The sequence below is a fragment of the Kitasatospora sp. NPDC001159 genome (assembly GCF_053598235.1).
The window spans coordinates 1-14,988 of the sequence record NZ_JBSFJV010000059.1 but is presented as its reverse complement, the minus strand read 5'-3'; the positions used below and the strand labels follow the sequence as shown (position 1 = coordinate 14,988).

Here is a 14,988-nt window from a genome sequence, read left to right as displayed (position 1 = left end):
TGTCCCCGCTGCGCCCCGAGGACGCCGGGGCGCACCTCGCTGGGGAGGACGAGGAAGCGGGGAATCGGCGACGGTGACGAACTGCGGCTCGCGACCGCAACGGCAACAAGCTCCCGGACTCCGGCTGCCAGTTCCTCCGGGAGTAGCACAGCTGCTCCATCTCCGGTCTGACGCGGGACCGCCGGGCCCGTGATTCTCTGAAGGGCGTGACGGTTCAGGGGAGTTCAGCGGGGGCGGGGCCACCGTGGGCCGCCCGGTTCGGGTGGGGCGGGCTCGGGTTGTTCCTGCTCGCCTGGACGGTGTTCGAGGGGGTGGAGCACGCGGGGCTGACGATCCCGCTGGCAGTAGCCGGGCTTGCCGTTCCGGCGCTGTCAAAGATCCTTCCAGATGGGGCAGTTGTACGGCAGTTGCTGCTCCGGGCCTGGGTGCCGCTGGCCGTCATCGCGGTCTGCTCGGCCGTTCCCGGCCCGGCCGAGGACACCGCCGCTCCCTTCGCCTTCGGCATGGCCTGGCTGACCCACCTCGCGCTGCGGCACGCGGTGGGCGGGGCGGGAGCGGGAAGTCGGTAGGGCCGACTTCCCGCTCCGCTCAGCCGATCCGTTTCTCGAACCAGTGGTGGGCGTACGGCTCGTCGTTGAACGCGGCGACCTCCTGGAAGCCGTACGAGTGGTACAGGCCGATTGCGGCGGTGAGCGCCTTGTTGGTGTCCAGGCGCAGCACGGTGCGGCCGTGTCGGGCGGCACGCGCCTCCAGTTCGGCGAGGAAGCGGCGGCCGAGGCCGAGGCCCCGGGCCTGGGGTGCGACCCACATGCGCTTGATCTCGCCGGGGGCGTCGGGCGGCAGTTTGAGGCCGGCGCAGCCGATCGGCTCGCCGTGCAGCCGGGCCACCAGGAACTGGCCGCGCGGCGGCCGGAGTTCGCCCGCGTCGGGCAGCAGGCTCCGGGCCGGGTCGAAGCCGGTGTCGAAGCGTTCCTGGATCTCGGCGTAGTAGGAGCACAGGCAGTACTGCGCGTCGGGGTGGTCCGGGTCGACGGTGTCCAGGGTGACAGTCGCGGCGGTGAGCAGCCGGTCGACCTCGGCCATGGCGGCGACCAGCCGGGCGCGTTGGGTGGTGTTGAGCGGTTCGAGCAGGGAGGCGGCGAGTTCGTCGCTTCGGGTGTCGAGCGCGGCGCGTTCCGCGCGGCCGGCGTCGGTGAGCCGGACGGTGCGCACCCGCCGGTCCCGGGGCTGGGGTTCGACCGTCACCAGGCCGTCGGTCTCCAGGGAGCGCAGCAGCCGGCTGACGTACCCGGAGTCGAGCCCGAGGCGATCCCGCAGCCGCCGTACGTCCTGGCCCTGCTCGCCGATCTCCCAGAGCAACCGGGCCTCCCCGATGGGCCGGCCCTGGCCCAGGTAGTGGTCGTGGAGGACGCCCACGCGTTCGGTGACGGTGCGGTTGAACCGCCGTACCTGGCCGATCTGCGCGTCGGTCTCCGCGCCGGCCTCCGTGTAGAGCTGTGCCTCTGGCTGAACCGGATCCATTCTCTGACCTTAGTCAGAGAATGGATCCGGCACCAGCGGACGCCCCGCCCGGTCTCAGCGCGCCGCGTCGAGGAGCAGCTTCGCCGCCACCCCCGTCCCGTCCGTACGGATCTCGCCCGCGAACGCCTCCGCCCGGGCGCCGACCCCGGGCGTCAGTGCCCGCTTGAGCGCGGTCGAGAGCGAGTCGACCGTGGCGGCCGGGCCGTCGTGGGCCGCGCCGATGCCCAGGACGGCGACGCGGTCGGCCCAGTACGGCTGGTCGACGATCTGCGGCACCACGACCTGCGGCGTGCCCGCCAGGGCCGCGGTCGTCGTGGTGCCCGCCCCGCCGTGGTGGACGACGGCGGCGACCCGGGCGAACAGGGCCTGCTGGTTGACCTCGCCGACGGCGAAGCAGTCGCCCCCGCCGTCCACCGGCGCGAGGTTCGCCCAGCCCCGGGCGAGCACGATCCGCCGTCCCAGTGCCCGGGCCGCCTCGATCGCCACCGGGCCGGCGTCCGGCGCCCCGTGCAGCGGCATGCTGCCGAAGCCGACGTACACCGGGGGCTCGCCCGCCTCCAGGAACGCCAACAGCTCGGCGGGCAGCGGGCGTTCGTCCGGCAACAGCCAGGCGCCGGTCTGCACGACCTCGCGCTCGGCGGGCTGCTGCCAGGGGCCGAGCAGCTGGTCGGTGGCCAGCCACGGGCGGTCGGTGAACACATGGTCGCGCACGTTCTCCACCTCCGGGAGGCCGAGCGACGCCCGGTGGGCGTTGACCTGCTCCCGGAACAGGGCGTTCATGGTCCCGATGTTGAAGTCCCACAGCTCCCGGTTGTCGGTCATCTCCGGCGGGTACGGCTGGCTGGGGAACTCGAACGGCTGGTGGTGCGGGGACGGCAGCATGGTCGGCTGGAGCGCCACGTACGTGAAGCGGGCACCCACCTTCTCGGCCGCCGCCTGCGCGCCGGCCACGGCCGGGAACAGGCCGGTCGCCACCACCGCGCCGCCCGGCTCGGCCACCGTGGCGACCGCCTCGTGAAACTGCCGGACCAGCGTCGCCACCCGGGTGGGGAAGTCCACCGGCGCCGACGACGCCCCGCTCGCCAGCGCGCGCACCGACTCCCCCACCGGCACCGTCTCCACCCCTACGGCGGCCAGCCGCTGCGCGAACTCCTCGTCCGGCGGCGCGCACACCCGCACCTCCGCGCCGAGTTCCCGCAGCTTGACCGCGAGGCCCGCCAGCGGCTGGACGTCACCGCGCGACCCGTACGTGGACAACACCACTCGCATCCCGTGCATCTCCCGTTCCCCCAGCTCCCGCCCTGGAGTTGGAGATTCTGCGGCACGACGGGGGCCTTGCGGCAAGGCCCCCTGTGCGCTATACGTTGGGAGTGGCGGGGAGTGGGTGCCGAGAGCCCCACCAGCCCTGTCAGCCCCGCAGCGCCGCCACGGTCTCCTCGACCAGCGCCCGCGCCCGCTCCACGGTCTCCGCCAGTGTCCCGACGCTCTCCCCCGCGGCCCCCAGCAGGCTCCGCACACGTCGCTCGAACTCCTTGGGCGCGCCGGGGAGTCGCGCGGCGACGGCGAGCGCGCCCTTCTCGTTGAGGCACCAACGCCGGTCATGCGCGTACAGCGCCTGCACCAGCACCCCGACCGCGCGGGACAGGCAGAGCGAGACGTACAGGGTGTCGCCCCGCGCAGCGCCCTTCGCCGCGGCCCCGACCAGGAACTCCGCCTCCCACGCGCCCGCCGTCAAGGCGCCGCGCAGCCGCTCGGGGTACGCGGTGGCCTGCGCCTGTAGCGACGCCAACTCCCCTGCGGGATCGGCGAGTACCCGCCCCAGGGCGACCTCACCGGCATAGCAGGGCGACCAGAAGCCGAGCGGATGCCCGGCCTGCACCCCCACCTCGTACCGGCCCTCGCGACAGTCCGCCCACACCCGCTCGACCCGGTCGAGGTCGCGCAGGATCCAGTCGACGGCGACCCCGTCGACCCGCAGCCACGCGCCCCCGTTCACCCACGGCCCCCAGCCGCCCGGCCCGGCCACCTCCACCTCCGGCCCGGCCGACTCCCGCAGCGCGGCGAGGTCCAGGTCGCCCCGGTAGTAGACCCCGAGGTCCCAGTCCGACTCCGGCCGGTGCTCACCGCGCGCCCGGCTCCCGCCGAGCATCACCCCCACCACGCCCGGCACGTCCGCCAGTTGGCCCGCCATGTGCTCGATGATCGCTCGCATGACGGGAAGTCTGGCCGCGGAACGGGCGCCGGACCAGCGGATTCCGGCGCGCCGGCCCGATCAGCGCCCCGCCTTCACGCCTGCGGCCCAGCAGGCGTTCACCGCGCGCGACCAGGTGAGCGGGTTGTCGGCGGCGGCCGCAGCCAGGGTGGCCGCGGCCGCCGACACCTCCTGCTCCCAGGCGTGAACGGCCTCGGCCTCCGTCTCCTCCAGGCAGGTGGAGCAGCACATCCGGAGCACCGCCTCGGCGAACTGCCACTCCACCTCGGTGGCGGTCTCCCCCATGTCGTGCCAGACCCAGCCGACCGCTTCCCCGGGCCTGAGCTCACCCGCGACCACCCCGGCCGCCAGGTGCCGCAGCAGGCAGCGCTCGGCCAGGCGGCTGTCCGGTCGCGGCACGCCGAGCTCCTCCAGCGCCTCCCGGAACAGCTCCTCCAGCTCGGCGGTCGGCTCGCCCCGCCCCCGCCCCGCGAGGTCGCACAGGGCGGGTGAATCCTCGCCCGCCGCCAGCAGTTCGGCGGCGGCCATCGGCAGGTCCTCGGGGAACACCAGGCCGGCGACGTGCTGCCAGGCCAGGGTGAATACGGCGTCCATGACGGCATCCTGGCGCGCCCGGCTCCCCGGTGACCAGCGGTTTATGGCCCTTCTGCCGCATCTGCGGGTGCACCGATCCACGGCTGGACGTGGAACACGCCACGTGCCCGCTACGACCGTTACCAGGCCCGGTTCTGCGTCAGTGCGTCAGGCCGGTACGACGGCGCTCGGGGTGCCGGCCGTGACGCGCAGCAGTTCCTCGTACGTCATCGGCACGACGGTGTGCGGGTGTCCGGCAGCCGCCCACAGCACCTCGTACTGCTGCAGCGCGGTGTCGACCACCGTGCGCAGCGGGGCCGGGTGGCCGGTCGGCGCGACGCCGCCGATGGCCTGGCCGGTGGCCTCACGGACCTGGGCCGCGGAGGCCCGTTCGATCGCCTCGGCGTTTAACTGCGCGGCCAGGTAGGCGGTGTCGACCCGGTGGGCGCCGCTGGTCATCACCAGCAGCGCTTCGCCGTCGCAGCGGAACACCAGGCTGTTGGCGATCGCGCCGACCGCGCAGCCGAGCGCGGCGGCGGCCTCGGCGGCCGTACGGGCGGAGTCGGGCAGGACGACGATCTCACCGGCGATGCCGGCCGCCGCCAGCGCCTCGGCGACCACGAGGCTTCGGGCAGGGAGAGAAGAGTCATCGCCACATCACGCCTTTCCCGAACCACCGGCCGCACGGCCGGCGGCACCGACGCCGTCGGGCGGGTGCTGGCGACAGAGCTGGAGGCGACCCGCTCCCGGCTGGTCGACTCCTAGCGACAGCGGCCCGGCAGCGCTCCGGAAGGGGCGTCACACAGTTTTCACATAGCGGCCACCCGGCGTCTGCGAGCGTCGTTGACAATATGTCAAGAGGCACCAGGCGCGGCTGCTTCGGACACAAACAGTCAACCTGCGGGTGACGTTGTGTCTGGTCGGTGCGCAAGCACCGCCCAGGCGGCGAACGGGCTTTCACTCCAATCACACGATATGGCTAATATCGCCTCGTCAAAGAAGCCCGTGCCCGGACGGCCCGCCCCTCAGCCGGCCGCCAGCCCCAAGGAGTCTGCTCTGCGCGCGCGTGCGAATCGGCGGCCCTCGACGCCGAAGGCCCCCCGCAGGCGTCCACGCCTGTCCCTGCGGACGGCGCTGATCGTCCTGGCCGTCGTCCCCAGCCTGGCCCTGGTCGCCCTCTGGGCGGTGTCCAGCGGTGAGACGGTCTTCGACTTCCAGCGCCAGGCGGCCCAGGGGATGCTGGCCAAGAAGGCCGGCCAGCCGTCCAACATCGTCTACTACAACCTCCAGGAAGAGCGCCGGCTCAGCGCCGAGGCGCTCGCCCGGCCTGCCTCCAACACCGACCAGCTGCGCCGCCAACGGCAGTTGACCGACAACGCGGTGCGCCAGTTCCAGGCGCTGTCCGGCGAGACCGCCGACGACGCCCCCGGCGACGTCCGCACCGCCGTCGCCGAGGCCCGGCAGGCCATGAGCAAACTGGGCGAGCAGCGCGCCGCCGTGGACAAGGGCTCGATCGACCAGCAGACGGTCTTCACCTACTACACCGACCTGATCGCCGTCGACCTGCGGCTGTTCACCGCGCTCGGCCACGTCAACGCGGGCGAGGTCACCTGGGAGTCCAAGACCCTGGTCAACTCCTTCTGGGCGAAGGAGATGCTGGCCCGCGAGGACGCGATCCTGGCCCGCGGCTGGCCGGGCGGGCGGCTCAGCACCGCCGACTACCAGCAGGTCCAGCAGCTGATCGGCGCCCAGGACCACCTGTTCACCGTCCAGATCGTCCCGTCCATCCCGGACGGCGAGGCCGGCGCCTGGCACGACCTGATGAACAGTCCGGCCTGGCAGGCCAAGGCCGCCGTCGAGCAGCAGCTCACCAAGCCCACCGCCGCCGACTCCAACGGCACCGTCAAACTGCCGCCCGCCCAGGACCAGTGGCGCCAGAGCATCGACCAGCTCAACCCGCTACTGGTCAAGGCCATCGAGGCCCGCACCAGCGCGATCGTCGAGGTCGGCAAGCGCACCATCGTCGACCTGCTCACCCGGGTCGTGCTGACCGCCGTCATCGGCCTGATCACCGTGGTCGCCGTCGTCATCGCCTCCTGGCGGCTCAGCCGCTCGCTGCGCCGCCGGATCAAGGAGGTGCACACCCAGGCCGAGGAGATGGAGCGCACCCTGCCCGAAGTGGTCGAGCGCCTCGGCCGCGGCGAGCAGGTCGACGTCGAGGCCGAGAGCCGCGCCGTCACCGCCGGGGCGCACGGCACCGGTACCGACGAACTCGCCCGCCTCGGCCAGGCACTCAACCTGGCCCGCTCCGCCGCCCTGGCGGCCGCCGTCCGGCAGGCCGAGCAGCACCGCGGCTTCGAGCGGCTGCTCCAGCGCATCGCCCGCCGTACCCAGCTGCTGATCGGACGCCAGCTGCGCAAGCTCGACGAGCTGGAGCGCAAGCACGAGGACCCGGAGGTCCTGGAGGGCCTGTTCGACCTCGACCACCTCACCGCCCGCCTGCGCCGCTACGAGGAGAACCTCGTCATCATGGCCGGCGGCCAGCCGCAGCGGCGCTGGCGCAAGCCCGTCCCGCTGCTGGACGTGCTGCGCTCCGCCCAGGGCGAGGTGCAGGACTACCGCCGGATCACGATCGACGTCGAGGGCCACCCGTGGCTCTCCGAGCGGGCCGTCGGGCCGGTCGCGCACGTGCTGGCCGAGCTGATGGAGAACGCCACCACCTTCTCCAAGCCGCCCACCCCGGTCGAGGTCCGGGCCGCCATGGTCGGGCGCGGGCTCGCGGTCGAGATCGAGGACCGCGGCCTCGGCATGGACCCGGAGCAGTACGACGCGGCCAACGAGCTGATGAGCCGCCCGCCGCGCACCGACGTGCTGGCCCGCGCCGACGACATCCGGCTCGGCTTCCACGTGGTCGCGCGCCTCGCCGCGCTGAACGGGCTGAAGATCGAGTTCCGGCCGTCGGCCTTCGGCGGCACCCGGGTGGTCGTGCTCGTCCCGGACGAGCTGGTCATCGACGGCGACGCCGGGCTGCCGGACGCCGCGCCCGTCGAGCCGATCCCGCTGGTCCGGCGGTCCCGCCGGGCGGTGCGCTCCGCCTCCGACGAGGCACCGCAGCCCGCCCTGCCGGTGGGGCCGCCGATGGCACCGGTGGACTCCTTCGGGCCCAGGAAGTCCTTCGCGCCCGCCGACCGCGTCGCACCGGCGGTGCAGGAGCCGGCCGTGCAGGAGCAGACGTTCCGGGAACAGCCGATCGAGCACAGCTCCCCCGCCGCCCCACTCCCGGCGCACGAGGCCCAGGCCGTCCAGGACACCCACCCCGTCCAGGACGCCCCCGTCTACCCGGACATCGCCTACGCCCGGGTCACCGAGGCCGAGGCCCCGTACGCCGACGAGCAGTACCGCCCGGCCGACCACTACCGGCTGGCCGAGCGGCGCCGCGAGTACCCCTCCGCCGTGCCGGTGAGCCCGGTCGAGGGCGGGCAGCCGCCGCTGCCGCAGCGGGTCCGCCAGGCCAGCCTGGCCGCCGAGCTGCGGGTGCCGCCGCCGGCCCGCCAGGAGTGGGTCGAGCCGGCCGCCGAGCAGCCGGCCGGCGGCCCGTTCCACCGGCCCGACCAGCCCGGCCGCCCCGAGCGTCCGGTACGGCGCTCCGGCGCCACCATCGGCGCCTTCCAGCGCCAGTCCCGCGCCGCCCGCGCCCAGGACAGCGGTCAACACCCACTGCCCCGGGCCACCGTCACCCCGCCGGCTCCCCCCAGCACGCCCGCCGGTCCCCCAGCCTCCGCGTCCGCCCCGTCCCCGTGGGCCCTGCCGGTCGCGGAGCCCCGAACCACACGAAGGAATGACCAGCCATGAACCGCACGATCGCCACCCACCAGGACCTGGACTGGCTGCTGGACGGACTCGTCGACTCGGTGCCCGGGACCCGCAACGCCGTCCTGCTCTCCGACGACGGCCTCGTGGTCAGCCACTCCCGCACCATCGAGCGGGCCGACGCCGAGCGGCTGGCCGCCGTCGCCACCGGCCAGCAGTCGCTCGCCCGGGGCGTCGGCCAGCTCTTCGACGGCGGGCCGGTGCACCAGGTGATCGTCGAGCTCGCCGAGTGCTGGCTGTTCATCATCGCCGCCGCGCAGGGCACCCACCTGGCCGTGGTCGCCTCCCAGGAGGTGGACGCCGAGGTGATGTCCGTCGCGATGCACACCCTGGTGCAGCAGGTCGGCCAGAAGCTCACGACCCCCGCCCGGGCCGAGGCCGCGCCCGCCTCCTTCGACGTCTTCGCCAGCCGGAACCGGGGCTGACGCCGCGTGGGCCCGCACAGCGGACCGGGGGACGGCTGGGCGCGCGACCGGGTGCCGCACTGGAGCGAGCTGGAGGAGCCGGAGGCGGAGGACGAGACGGGCGTCATGGTGCGCCCGTACACCATCACCCGCGGCCGGACCGCGCCCGAGCGCGGCGACCTCACCCTGATCACCGTGATCACCACGGTCGACGAGGAGGCCGACGCGGCCCTGGCGCGGGGCAGCCGCGCCGGTGCCCGCGGCCTCCAGCCCGAGCACCGGCTGATCCTCGACCGCTGCCGGCGCCCGGCAGCCGTCGCCGAGGTGGCGGCCGGCCTGGACCTCCCGGTCTCGGTCACCAAGATCCTGCTGGGCGACCTGGTCGCCCAGGGCCTGCTGAAGGCCCGGGCGCCGATCTCGGTGGCCCGCGCCGCCGGGGGCGTGGACCTCGGCCTGCTCACGGCCGTACGCGAAGGACTCCGGAGACTCTGAACCATGGCAACACCTCACTCCAGCAAGACCGTTGACGGGAGCGCCGCCGCCCCGGCCGCCGTCAAGATCCTCATCGCGGGCGGCTTCGGCGTCGGCAAGACCACCCTGGTCGGCTCGGTCAGCGAGGTCACCCCGCTGCGCACCGAGGAGTACCTGACCACGGCCAGCGTCGGCGTGGACGACCTGGCCGGCGTCGACCAGAAGGACACCACCACCGTCGCCCTGGACTTCGGCCGGATCACCGTCAGCCCCGAGCTGGTGGTCTACCTGTTCGGCACGCCCGGGCAGGAGCGGTTCTGGTTCATGTGGAACGACCTGGTCAACGGCGCCCTCGGCGGGGTCGTCGTCGCCGACACCCGGCGGCTGGAGACCAGCTTCGCGTCCATCGACTTCTTCGAGAGCCGGGGCATCCCGTTCGTGGTCGCGATCAACTGCTTCCACAACCACAACACCCGCACCCCGGACGAGATCCGGGCCGCGCTCGACCTCGACCCGCAGGTCCCGATGCTGATCGGCGACGTCCGTGAGCGCGCTTTCGGACGCGACCTGCTGCTCGCCCTGGTCGACCACCTGATGGACCTCGCCGCCGTCGCCCCCGTCAGCTGAGCCCCTTCCTCGTACGGGAGTCACCCCATGACCACACCCCTGCGCGTCCTCGTCCACGGCGGCGGCATCGGCGGCCTCACCCTCGCCACCGCCCTCGCCCGCCGCGGCCACCACGTCGAGGTCGCCGAGTTGCGCGACGAGTTGGAGGCGCTCGGCGTCGGCCTCATCCAGCCCTCCAACGCCCTGCACGTGATGCGCGAGATCGGCGTGCTGGACGAGTGCCTCGCCGTCGGCTTCGAGTGGGAGGTGCTGACCATCTGCGACCCGGCCGGCACCACCCTGGCCCGGATCCCCCAGCCCCGGATGGGTGACGCCCCCTCCAACAACGGCATCCCGCGCCCCGCCCTGGCCCGGGTGCTCGCCGCCGCCGCGGCCTCGGCGGGTGCCTCCGTCCGCTTCGGGACGACCATCGCTTCGGTGAAGGACGACGGCGAGGGGGTCGACGTCGCCCTCACCGACGGGCACGGCGGCCGCTACGACCTCGTCGTCGGCTTCGACGGCATCGGCTCGCCGCTGCGCAGGCACCTGTACGGCGAGAAGTACGCCCCCGAGTACACCGGATTCGCCAACTGGCGTGTCACCCTTCCGCGTTCGCCCGAGCTCCAGGGCGTGGTGATGTCGGCCGGCAACCTCAAGGCCAAGGCGCTGCTCACCCCGATCAGCGCGGAACTCATGTACCTGGGCTCGGTCTTCGCCGAGGCCGAGGACTTCCGCCCTGACCCTGAACGCGCCCACGAGCAGCTCCGCGAGCGGCTGGCCGGCTTCGGCGGCCCGATCGCCGACGCCCTCGCCCAGGCCACCGACCCGGCCGCCGTGGTCTACTCCCGGATCTCCCAGGTCACCGTCGAGGAGCCCTGGCACGTCGGCCGGATCGCCCTGGCCGGCGACGCCGCCCACGCCTCCACCCCGCACCTCGCCCAGGGCGCCGCGATGGCCGTCGAGGACGCCCTCGTGCTGGCCCAGAGCCTGGACGCGGCGGACTCCGTCCCGGCCGCGCTCGCCGAGTGGGAGGCCAGGCGCCGCCCACGCGCCATGTGGGTGCAGGCGATGTCCCGGGCGATCCTCAAGCAGGAGACGGGAACGCCGACGACGCCGGAGGAGGACGAGCTGTTGAAGGTCGGCATCCCGGGCGCGGCCCACGTGCTGGTCAAGCCGTACTGAGTCCTCGCCTCCGGGCCCGCGCGGGGTTGTGCCCACGCGGGCCCGCGCTGCGGGCTGGCGATGTCTGGAAACCCGGACGGCACCGTGATGCCCGCGATCAGCGAGTGACCTGCTCGCGCCGTCTCCAGACCCCCGCCGAAATGCGGGCCAGCAGCCGAGCCGCCGGGTCGCCGCGGTCCGCGCCGGAGGCGAGCGGGCCGGTGTAGCAGACCGCGATCAGGTACGGCGGGCAGTCGTACGGGCGGACCAACCCGACACAGTGCCGGGCGCCGGGGATCCAGCCGTTCTTGAACGCGATCCGGGTTCCGGGCGGCAGCCCGGCGGCGAGGTCCACCCGGAAGTCGTTGCGCTCCAGCAGTGCGAGGAGCTCCGGTTCGTCCGCGAGTGAGTGGAGCAGCCGTACGAGGTCGCGGGCGCTCACCCGGTTGTGCACGCCCGCGTCGCGCGCCGCGTAGTCCTCGATCCCGCGCGGGCTGGCGCTGCGGGTGGCTCCGGCCTGGCGCCAGACCTCGGCCACGGCCCGCTGGTCGGTGCGGGCGAGGCAGAGGTTGGTGGCCAGGTTCGAGGAGTGGGTGATCATCCGCTCGGCGAGCAGGCGAAGCGGCACATGGGTGCCCAGCAGCTCCCAGGGCAGCGGATCGCTGTCCCAGTCAGGGTCGTTGCCGAACTCTCCGCCGACGACCGATCTATGGTGGTTCGTCACCGGAACCTCGGCATCGAGGTTCGCCCCACTGCGGGTCAGCGCGGCGAGCACAGCGATCTTCATCGTGCTTGCAGCGTCGTGCAGTTCGTCCGGCGCACGCGTGAACACCGGTTCGGCTTTGCCTGCCCAGGGGGCCACCACCACGGAGAGCATGGAGGAAGAGTAGGGGAGATCGGGTCAGACCTCGGCCGTTGCGGTGAACGACACGACCGCCTCCCACGCGGCGGGGACCGAACGAGAGTTGGGGCTCGCTCTTGTCCTTGGAGTCACGCACGTGGATGACACCGGGGGTCTCGGCGACCTCGACGCACTCGGCGCCTTCGTTGCTGCTGTAGCTACTCTTGAACCAGACCAGCCCCATTCCGTCTGACGGTACGCCAACGGCCCGCCGCCCGGAAGGCGGTGGGCCGTTGAGAGGAGGTCGGATCAGACCTCGGCGGTGGCGGCGAATTTCACGAACGCCTTCCACACGGCCGGCTCGAAGGCCAGCTGGGGGCCGCTCTTGTCCTTGGAGTCACGCACGTGGACGACGCCGGGGGTCTCGGCGACCTCGACGCATGCAGCGTCCTCATTGGTGCTGTAGCTGCTCTTGAACCACGCCAGCTCGGACATGCCTATCGCTCTCCCAGAATCTGTTCGATCAGGGCCAGGGACCCCCTCAGCCCCAGGGCCTGAGCCCGGATGCTGCTGTACCGCGCGGCCATATTACGGACCTCGACCGGGTCCGTGATCAACCGATTTACGTGCTGCACCGCCACGTACCCAATCTGCGGCCGCCCGTTGCTAGGTGTGAGCAAGATGAACGAGCCCCCCATTCCCGAGTGGCACATCCGATCGAGCGGCATGACCTGGAGTTCAGGCCTCGCATCTGTCCTACCTTCAGAAGGTGTTGCAGTTGATCCTTGTGGACGTCCCATCCGCCGAGCGGGCGCCGGAGAACACTCTCGTCGATTACCCAAGTTACGACCGGCAGGGGCCAGCGGGTCAGGATTTCTTGCCGGGCCAGCCGCACCGCCACCCACTCATCGATCTTCTCCGGTGCGAGCAGTCCCCGCACACCGAGCCGTTCCACTCCGCCCTCCTCATCGTCGCGGAGCTCGCCGCGAACGCGATCACCCACGGACGCGTTCCGGGGCGCGGCTTCGAGCTTCACCTCGCGCTCACCACCACCGCGCGCCGGGGCACCACCCTCCGCATCGAGATCAGCGACCCCCGGGGAGACCGGCTCCCCGTCCTCCCGACCGTCCACGTCCCCAACGCCCAGTCCGGACGCGGCCTCACCCTCATCGACGCCCTCTGCGACCGCTGGGGCACCATCCCCCGCCACCCCAACTCCAAGACCGTCTGGGCCGAACTCGACCTCACCGCCCCCGATGCCACCTGAACTCCGCCATAGCCCAGGCCAAGCGACCCTCTGCACCCTCCTCCCCTTCGCACTCCTCCTCGCCCTCCTCGCCTGGGCCTACCCCCTCACCACCCACCACCACAACCACAACCACAACCACCCGCACTCCACTCCAAGCCCAACCGCCACCCCGTAACGCAAGAGGAGTGGGAAGTCGGACAGGCCGTCCTCCCACTCCTCCTACATTTCCAGCTCAGCCTCGGCCGGTGAGGACCAGGGGCTGGTAGTCCGGGGACTTGGGTGTGTTGCCGGCGCCCAGGGCGGTGAGACGGTTGCCCGGGGCGGCGACGACAGCCTGGTAGGAGAGGTTCTCGTAGCCGGTCACCGAGAGGTCCAGGGTCTGCCAGCGGCCGTGGGTGTAGCGGAAGCCGATCGGGCGGTCCTGAGGACCGCTCGAGTCCCAGCCGACGGCGGCCATGCCGCCGGGGACGGCGGTGACCGACCACAGCTTGCCCGCGACGCCTTCGGGGGCTGGGACGGTCGTCCAGGTGCGGCCGTCGAAGTGGGCGACCAGCGGGTGGCCGCGGTCCTTGTCGGCGAGGAGGGCACGACCGACGACCCAGACGTCCTTCGGCCCGCTCGCGGCGACGCTCTGGTACTCGCCGGCGAAGCCGGTGAAGGCGGGGGCTTCGACGCGGCTCCAGGCCCGGCCGTCGTAGTGCAGGAGCACCGGCTTGTCGTCGGGGGCGGCGGTGTTGCCCACCGCCCAGACGTCGTCGCGGGCGATCTCGGTGACGGAGTTGAGCCACCAGTCGCCGTCGATCCCGTCGGCGCTCATGCGGTGCCAGGCCGTGCCGTCCCAATGCTCGATGAGCCCGGTGGTGCGGGTCTCGACGCTCGTGCCGCCGTTGGGGCCGGGCGTGCGGCCGGTGACGACGGCCGCGCTGCCGACGACCCAGGCGTTGTCTGGGCGCGGCGCCGAGGACCCGAGAAGGTTGACGTTGTAGAGCTCGCCGGGCGGCGGCTCGATCGGGGTGGACGCCCAGGCGGCGCCGTCCCAGTGCTCGGCGAGGATCCGACCGGTGGTGGGCTCGCGGTCGCCGAACACCCAGGCATCGCGCGTCGAGCTGCCGGCGACCGTGGTGGCCCGCATCGTGAAGTCCGGTGCAGGGGACGGCAGTTCCTTCCACTGCCGGCCCTGGCGGTCGTCGTGACTCACGACCACGGGCGTGAAACGAACATGCATCCCGGATCCGGTGATCCGGAAGCCCGCGGCCCACGTGGTGTGGCTGTCCAGCTGCACTCCGGAACTCAACACCGCTCCCGACAAGGGGAGTTTGGCGGGAGCGAATCCGCCGGAGAGGGCCGCCTCGGACGCGTCCGGAGCGTCCGCCGCCAAGGCGGGCGGGGCTGCCAGCGCCGTCACCGCGGCAACCGCCAGTGCCACTGCCGCCCGGCGCAGTATTCGCTTCATCGTTCGGTCCCCCTCGTATCTCTTCGGAGTCGGCGGACCGTCGATCGGCCCGCCCACAGAGGGAGATGAGGCGGACCGGGCGTTGTGTTACACGAGGTACTCCAGCCCGGCCGGTTGAGGACCCTGGCCAGTCACCGCTCCCGCTCGGCGTTCCGGGCGGCCGTCCGCTGGCGCCAGCGGTCCATGGCCTGCTGAAAGGCCTTGATGACCACCAACCGCCTCAACCGCCGCCCGCAGCGCCCTGGCCCGCGAGTACGTCCACCTGTCGTACGGCCAGGGGCAGTAAGGCGGTTGGGGCTTCGGGATGATGGTGCGCACCTACCGCGGTGACTACGCGCCCGTCGGCCAGTTCGGCTGGGACGGCGGAAGCGGCACCTCGACCTACGCCGACCCGGAGAACGGGCTCGTCGGCATCGTGCTCACCCAGGTCGGGATGTCCGTCCCGCACTCGGCGCGGCTGATCCACGACTTCTGGACCACGGTCTACCAGGCGATCGAGGACTGACACCGGCCCGTGAAATAACGAGAGGAGTGGGGGGGGGGGGCCGGCGGCGGGGACCCCGCGACGGTCGTGTTGAAAAAAATAGTGTTTTATAAAAATTATTTATTTATGGGCGCGGCGCGCGT

Annotated in this window: 17 protein-coding genes and 2 pseudogenes; 8 read left to right on the top strand and 11 right to left on the bottom strand. The window is 72.6% G+C overall.

The annotated features are described in order from the left end of the window. The first annotated feature begins 206 nt into the window (after nt 1-206). Nucleotides 207-569 (top strand): hypothetical protein, encoded by a 363-nt coding sequence (locus ACWC9T_RS26495; protein WP_449823548.1) that lies wholly within the window; start codon nt 207-209, stop codon nt 567-569. 19 nt (nt 570-588) lie between these two features. Here ACWC9T_RS26495 and ACWC9T_RS26490 read toward each other — a convergent pair whose 3' ends face one another. From ACWC9T_RS26490 to ACWC9T_RS26470, 5 genes are all read right to left on the bottom strand, one after another. Next, nucleotides 589-1,521, bottom strand: coding sequence for a bifunctional helix-turn-helix transcriptional regulator/GNAT family N-acetyltransferase (locus tag ACWC9T_RS26490; protein ID WP_449823547.1), 933 nt, complete (start codon nt 1,519-1,521; stop codon nt 589-591). Between the two features lie 54 nt (nt 1,522-1,575). Next, nucleotides 1,576-2,790, bottom strand: coding sequence for a glycosyltransferase (locus ACWC9T_RS26485; RefSeq protein WP_449823581.1), 1,215 nt, complete (start codon nt 2,788-2,790; stop codon nt 1,576-1,578). Nucleotides 2,791-2,929: 139 nt separating this feature from the next. Beyond that, nucleotides 2,930-3,733, bottom strand: coding sequence for a nucleotidyltransferase domain-containing protein (locus ACWC9T_RS26480; RefSeq protein ID WP_449823546.1), 804 nt, complete (start codon nt 3,731-3,733; stop codon nt 2,930-2,932). Between the two features lie 60 nt (nt 3,734-3,793). Continuing rightward, complete coding sequence (locus ACWC9T_RS26475; protein ID WP_449823545.1) at nt 3,794-4,327, bottom strand: hypothetical protein; 534 nt, start codon at nt 4,325-4,327, stop codon at nt 3,794-3,796. Between the two features lie 147 nt (nt 4,328-4,474). Continuing rightward, on the bottom strand, nt 4,475-4,927 hold the full coding sequence (locus tag ACWC9T_RS26470; protein WP_449823544.1) for a YbaK/EbsC family protein: 453 nt from the start codon (nt 4,925-4,927) through the stop codon (nt 4,475-4,477). Between the two features lie 384 nt (nt 4,928-5,311). On the opposite strand from ACWC9T_RS26470, the gene ACWC9T_RS26465 reads away from it, so the two are divergent. The 5 genes from ACWC9T_RS26465 (at nt 5,312) to ACWC9T_RS26445 (ending at nt 10,839) form a co-directional block, all read left to right on the top strand. Next, entirely contained in the window at nt 5,312-8,158 is a 2,847-nt protein-coding gene (locus ACWC9T_RS26465) for a nitrate- and nitrite sensing domain-containing protein (RefSeq protein ID WP_449823543.1), read from the top strand. Beyond that, a complete protein-coding gene (locus ACWC9T_RS26460; RefSeq protein WP_355677141.1) occupies nt 8,155-8,601 on the top strand; it encodes a roadblock/LC7 domain-containing protein in 447 nt (148 codons plus the stop codon). The genes ACWC9T_RS26465 and ACWC9T_RS26460 overlap by 4 nt, the downstream gene beginning before the upstream one ends. Before the next feature lie 105 nt (nt 8,602-8,706). Then, nucleotides 8,707-9,072 (top strand): DUF742 domain-containing protein, encoded by a 366-nt coding sequence (locus ACWC9T_RS26455; protein WP_449823580.1) that lies wholly within the window; start codon nt 8,707-8,709, stop codon nt 9,070-9,072. Nucleotides 9,073-9,075: 3 nt separating this feature from the next. Beyond that, the gene (locus tag ACWC9T_RS26450; protein WP_449823542.1) at nt 9,076-9,678 is read left to right on the top strand and encodes a GTP-binding protein; all 603 of its coding nucleotides are present in this window, start codon (nt 9,076-9,078) and stop codon (nt 9,676-9,678) included. A gap of 27 nt (nt 9,679-9,705) precedes the next feature. Then, complete coding sequence (locus ACWC9T_RS26445; RefSeq protein ID WP_449823541.1) at nt 9,706-10,839, top strand: FAD-dependent monooxygenase; 1,134 nt, start codon at nt 9,706-9,708, stop codon at nt 10,837-10,839. Nucleotides 10,840-10,936: 97 nt separating this feature from the next. Here the strand turns inward: ACWC9T_RS26445 and ACWC9T_RS26440 are convergent, their stop codons facing one another. From ACWC9T_RS26440 to ACWC9T_RS26420, 5 genes and pseudogenes are all read right to left on the bottom strand, one after another. Further along, nucleotides 10,937-11,695 carry a serine hydrolase gene (locus ACWC9T_RS26440; RefSeq protein ID WP_449823540.1) on the bottom strand — a complete coding sequence of 253 codons (759 nt, stop codon included), beginning with the start codon at nt 11,693-11,695 and terminating at the stop codon, nt 10,937-10,939. A 130-nt stretch (nt 11,696-11,825) separates the two neighbouring features. Continuing rightward, a pseudogene (locus tag ACWC9T_RS26435) lies at nt 11,826-11,903 on the bottom strand (DUF397 domain-containing protein); the annotation flags it as partial. Nucleotides 11,904-11,968: 65 nt separating this feature from the next. After that, nucleotides 11,969-12,154, bottom strand: a complete 186-nt coding sequence (locus ACWC9T_RS26430; protein WP_449823539.1) for a DUF397 domain-containing protein — start codon at nt 12,152-12,154, stop codon at nt 11,969-11,971. 2 nt (nt 12,155-12,156) lie between these two features. Further along, nucleotides 12,157-12,357, bottom strand: a complete 201-nt coding sequence (locus tag ACWC9T_RS26425) for a hypothetical protein (protein WP_449823538.1) — start codon at nt 12,355-12,357, stop codon at nt 12,157-12,159. Then, complete coding sequence (locus tag ACWC9T_RS26420) at nt 12,282-12,554, bottom strand: Scr1 family TA system antitoxin-like transcriptional regulator (RefSeq protein ID WP_449823579.1); 273 nt, start codon at nt 12,552-12,554, stop codon at nt 12,282-12,284. The genes ACWC9T_RS26425 and ACWC9T_RS26420 overlap by 76 nt, the downstream gene beginning before the upstream one ends. On the opposite strand from ACWC9T_RS26420, the gene ACWC9T_RS26415 reads away from it, so the two are divergent. After that, nucleotides 12,537-12,926 carry an ATP-binding protein gene (locus ACWC9T_RS26415; protein ID WP_449823537.1) on the top strand — a complete coding sequence of 130 codons (390 nt, stop codon included), beginning with the start codon at nt 12,537-12,539 and terminating at the stop codon, nt 12,924-12,926. The genes ACWC9T_RS26420 and ACWC9T_RS26415 overlap by 18 nt on opposite strands. 214 nt (nt 12,927-13,140) lie before the next feature. Here ACWC9T_RS26415 and ACWC9T_RS26410 read toward each other — a convergent pair whose 3' ends face one another. Next, on the bottom strand, nt 13,141-14,106 hold the full coding sequence (locus ACWC9T_RS26410; protein WP_449823536.1) for a hypothetical protein: 966 nt from the start codon (nt 14,104-14,106) through the stop codon (nt 13,141-13,143). A 481-nt stretch (nt 14,107-14,587) separates the two neighbouring features. On the opposite strand from ACWC9T_RS26410, the pseudogene ACWC9T_RS26405 reads away from it, so the two are divergent. Further along, nucleotides 14,588-14,866, top strand: a pseudogene (locus tag ACWC9T_RS26405) (serine hydrolase); the annotation flags it as partial. Nucleotides 14,867-14,988: the final 122 nt, after the last annotated feature.

Excerpts from the sequence above, each read along its gene's own strand:
- ACWC9T_RS26485 (WP_449823581.1), bottom strand. The coding sequence starts at position 2,790 with ATGCGAGTGGTGTTGTCCACGTACGGGTCGCGCGGTGACGTCCAGCCG.
- ACWC9T_RS26440 (WP_449823540.1), bottom strand. The coding sequence starts at position 11,695 with ATGCTCTCCGTGGTGGTGGCCCCCTGGGCAGGCAAAGCCGAACCGGTG.
- ACWC9T_RS26455 (WP_449823580.1), top strand. The coding sequence starts at position 8,707 with ATGGTGCGCCCGTACACCATCACCCGCGGCCGGACCGCGCCCGAGCGC.
- ACWC9T_RS26445 (WP_449823541.1), top strand. The coding sequence starts at position 9,706 with ATGACCACACCCCTGCGCGTCCTCGTCCACGGCGGCGGCATCGGCGGC.
- ACWC9T_RS26460 (WP_355677141.1), top strand. The coding sequence starts at position 8,155 with ATGAACCGCACGATCGCCACCCACCAGGACCTGGACTGGCTGCTGGAC.
- ACWC9T_RS26490 (WP_449823547.1), bottom strand. The coding sequence starts at position 1,521 with ATGGATCCGGTTCAGCCAGAGGCACAGCTCTACACGGAGGCCGGCGCG.
- ACWC9T_RS26480 (WP_449823546.1), bottom strand. The coding sequence starts at position 3,733 with ATGCGAGCGATCATCGAGCACATGGCGGGCCAACTGGCGGACGTGCCG.
- ACWC9T_RS26425 (WP_449823538.1), bottom strand. The coding sequence starts at position 12,357 with ATGGGGGGCTCGTTCATCTTGCTCACACCTAGCAACGGGCGGCCGCAG.
- ACWC9T_RS26450 (WP_449823542.1), top strand. The coding sequence starts at position 9,076 with ATGGCAACACCTCACTCCAGCAAGACCGTTGACGGGAGCGCCGCCGCC.
- ACWC9T_RS26430 (WP_449823539.1), bottom strand. The coding sequence starts at position 12,154 with ATGTCCGAGCTGGCGTGGTTCAAGAGCAGCTACAGCACCAATGAGGAC.
- ACWC9T_RS26475 (WP_449823545.1), bottom strand. The coding sequence starts at position 4,327 with ATGGACGCCGTATTCACCCTGGCCTGGCAGCACGTCGCCGGCCTGGTG.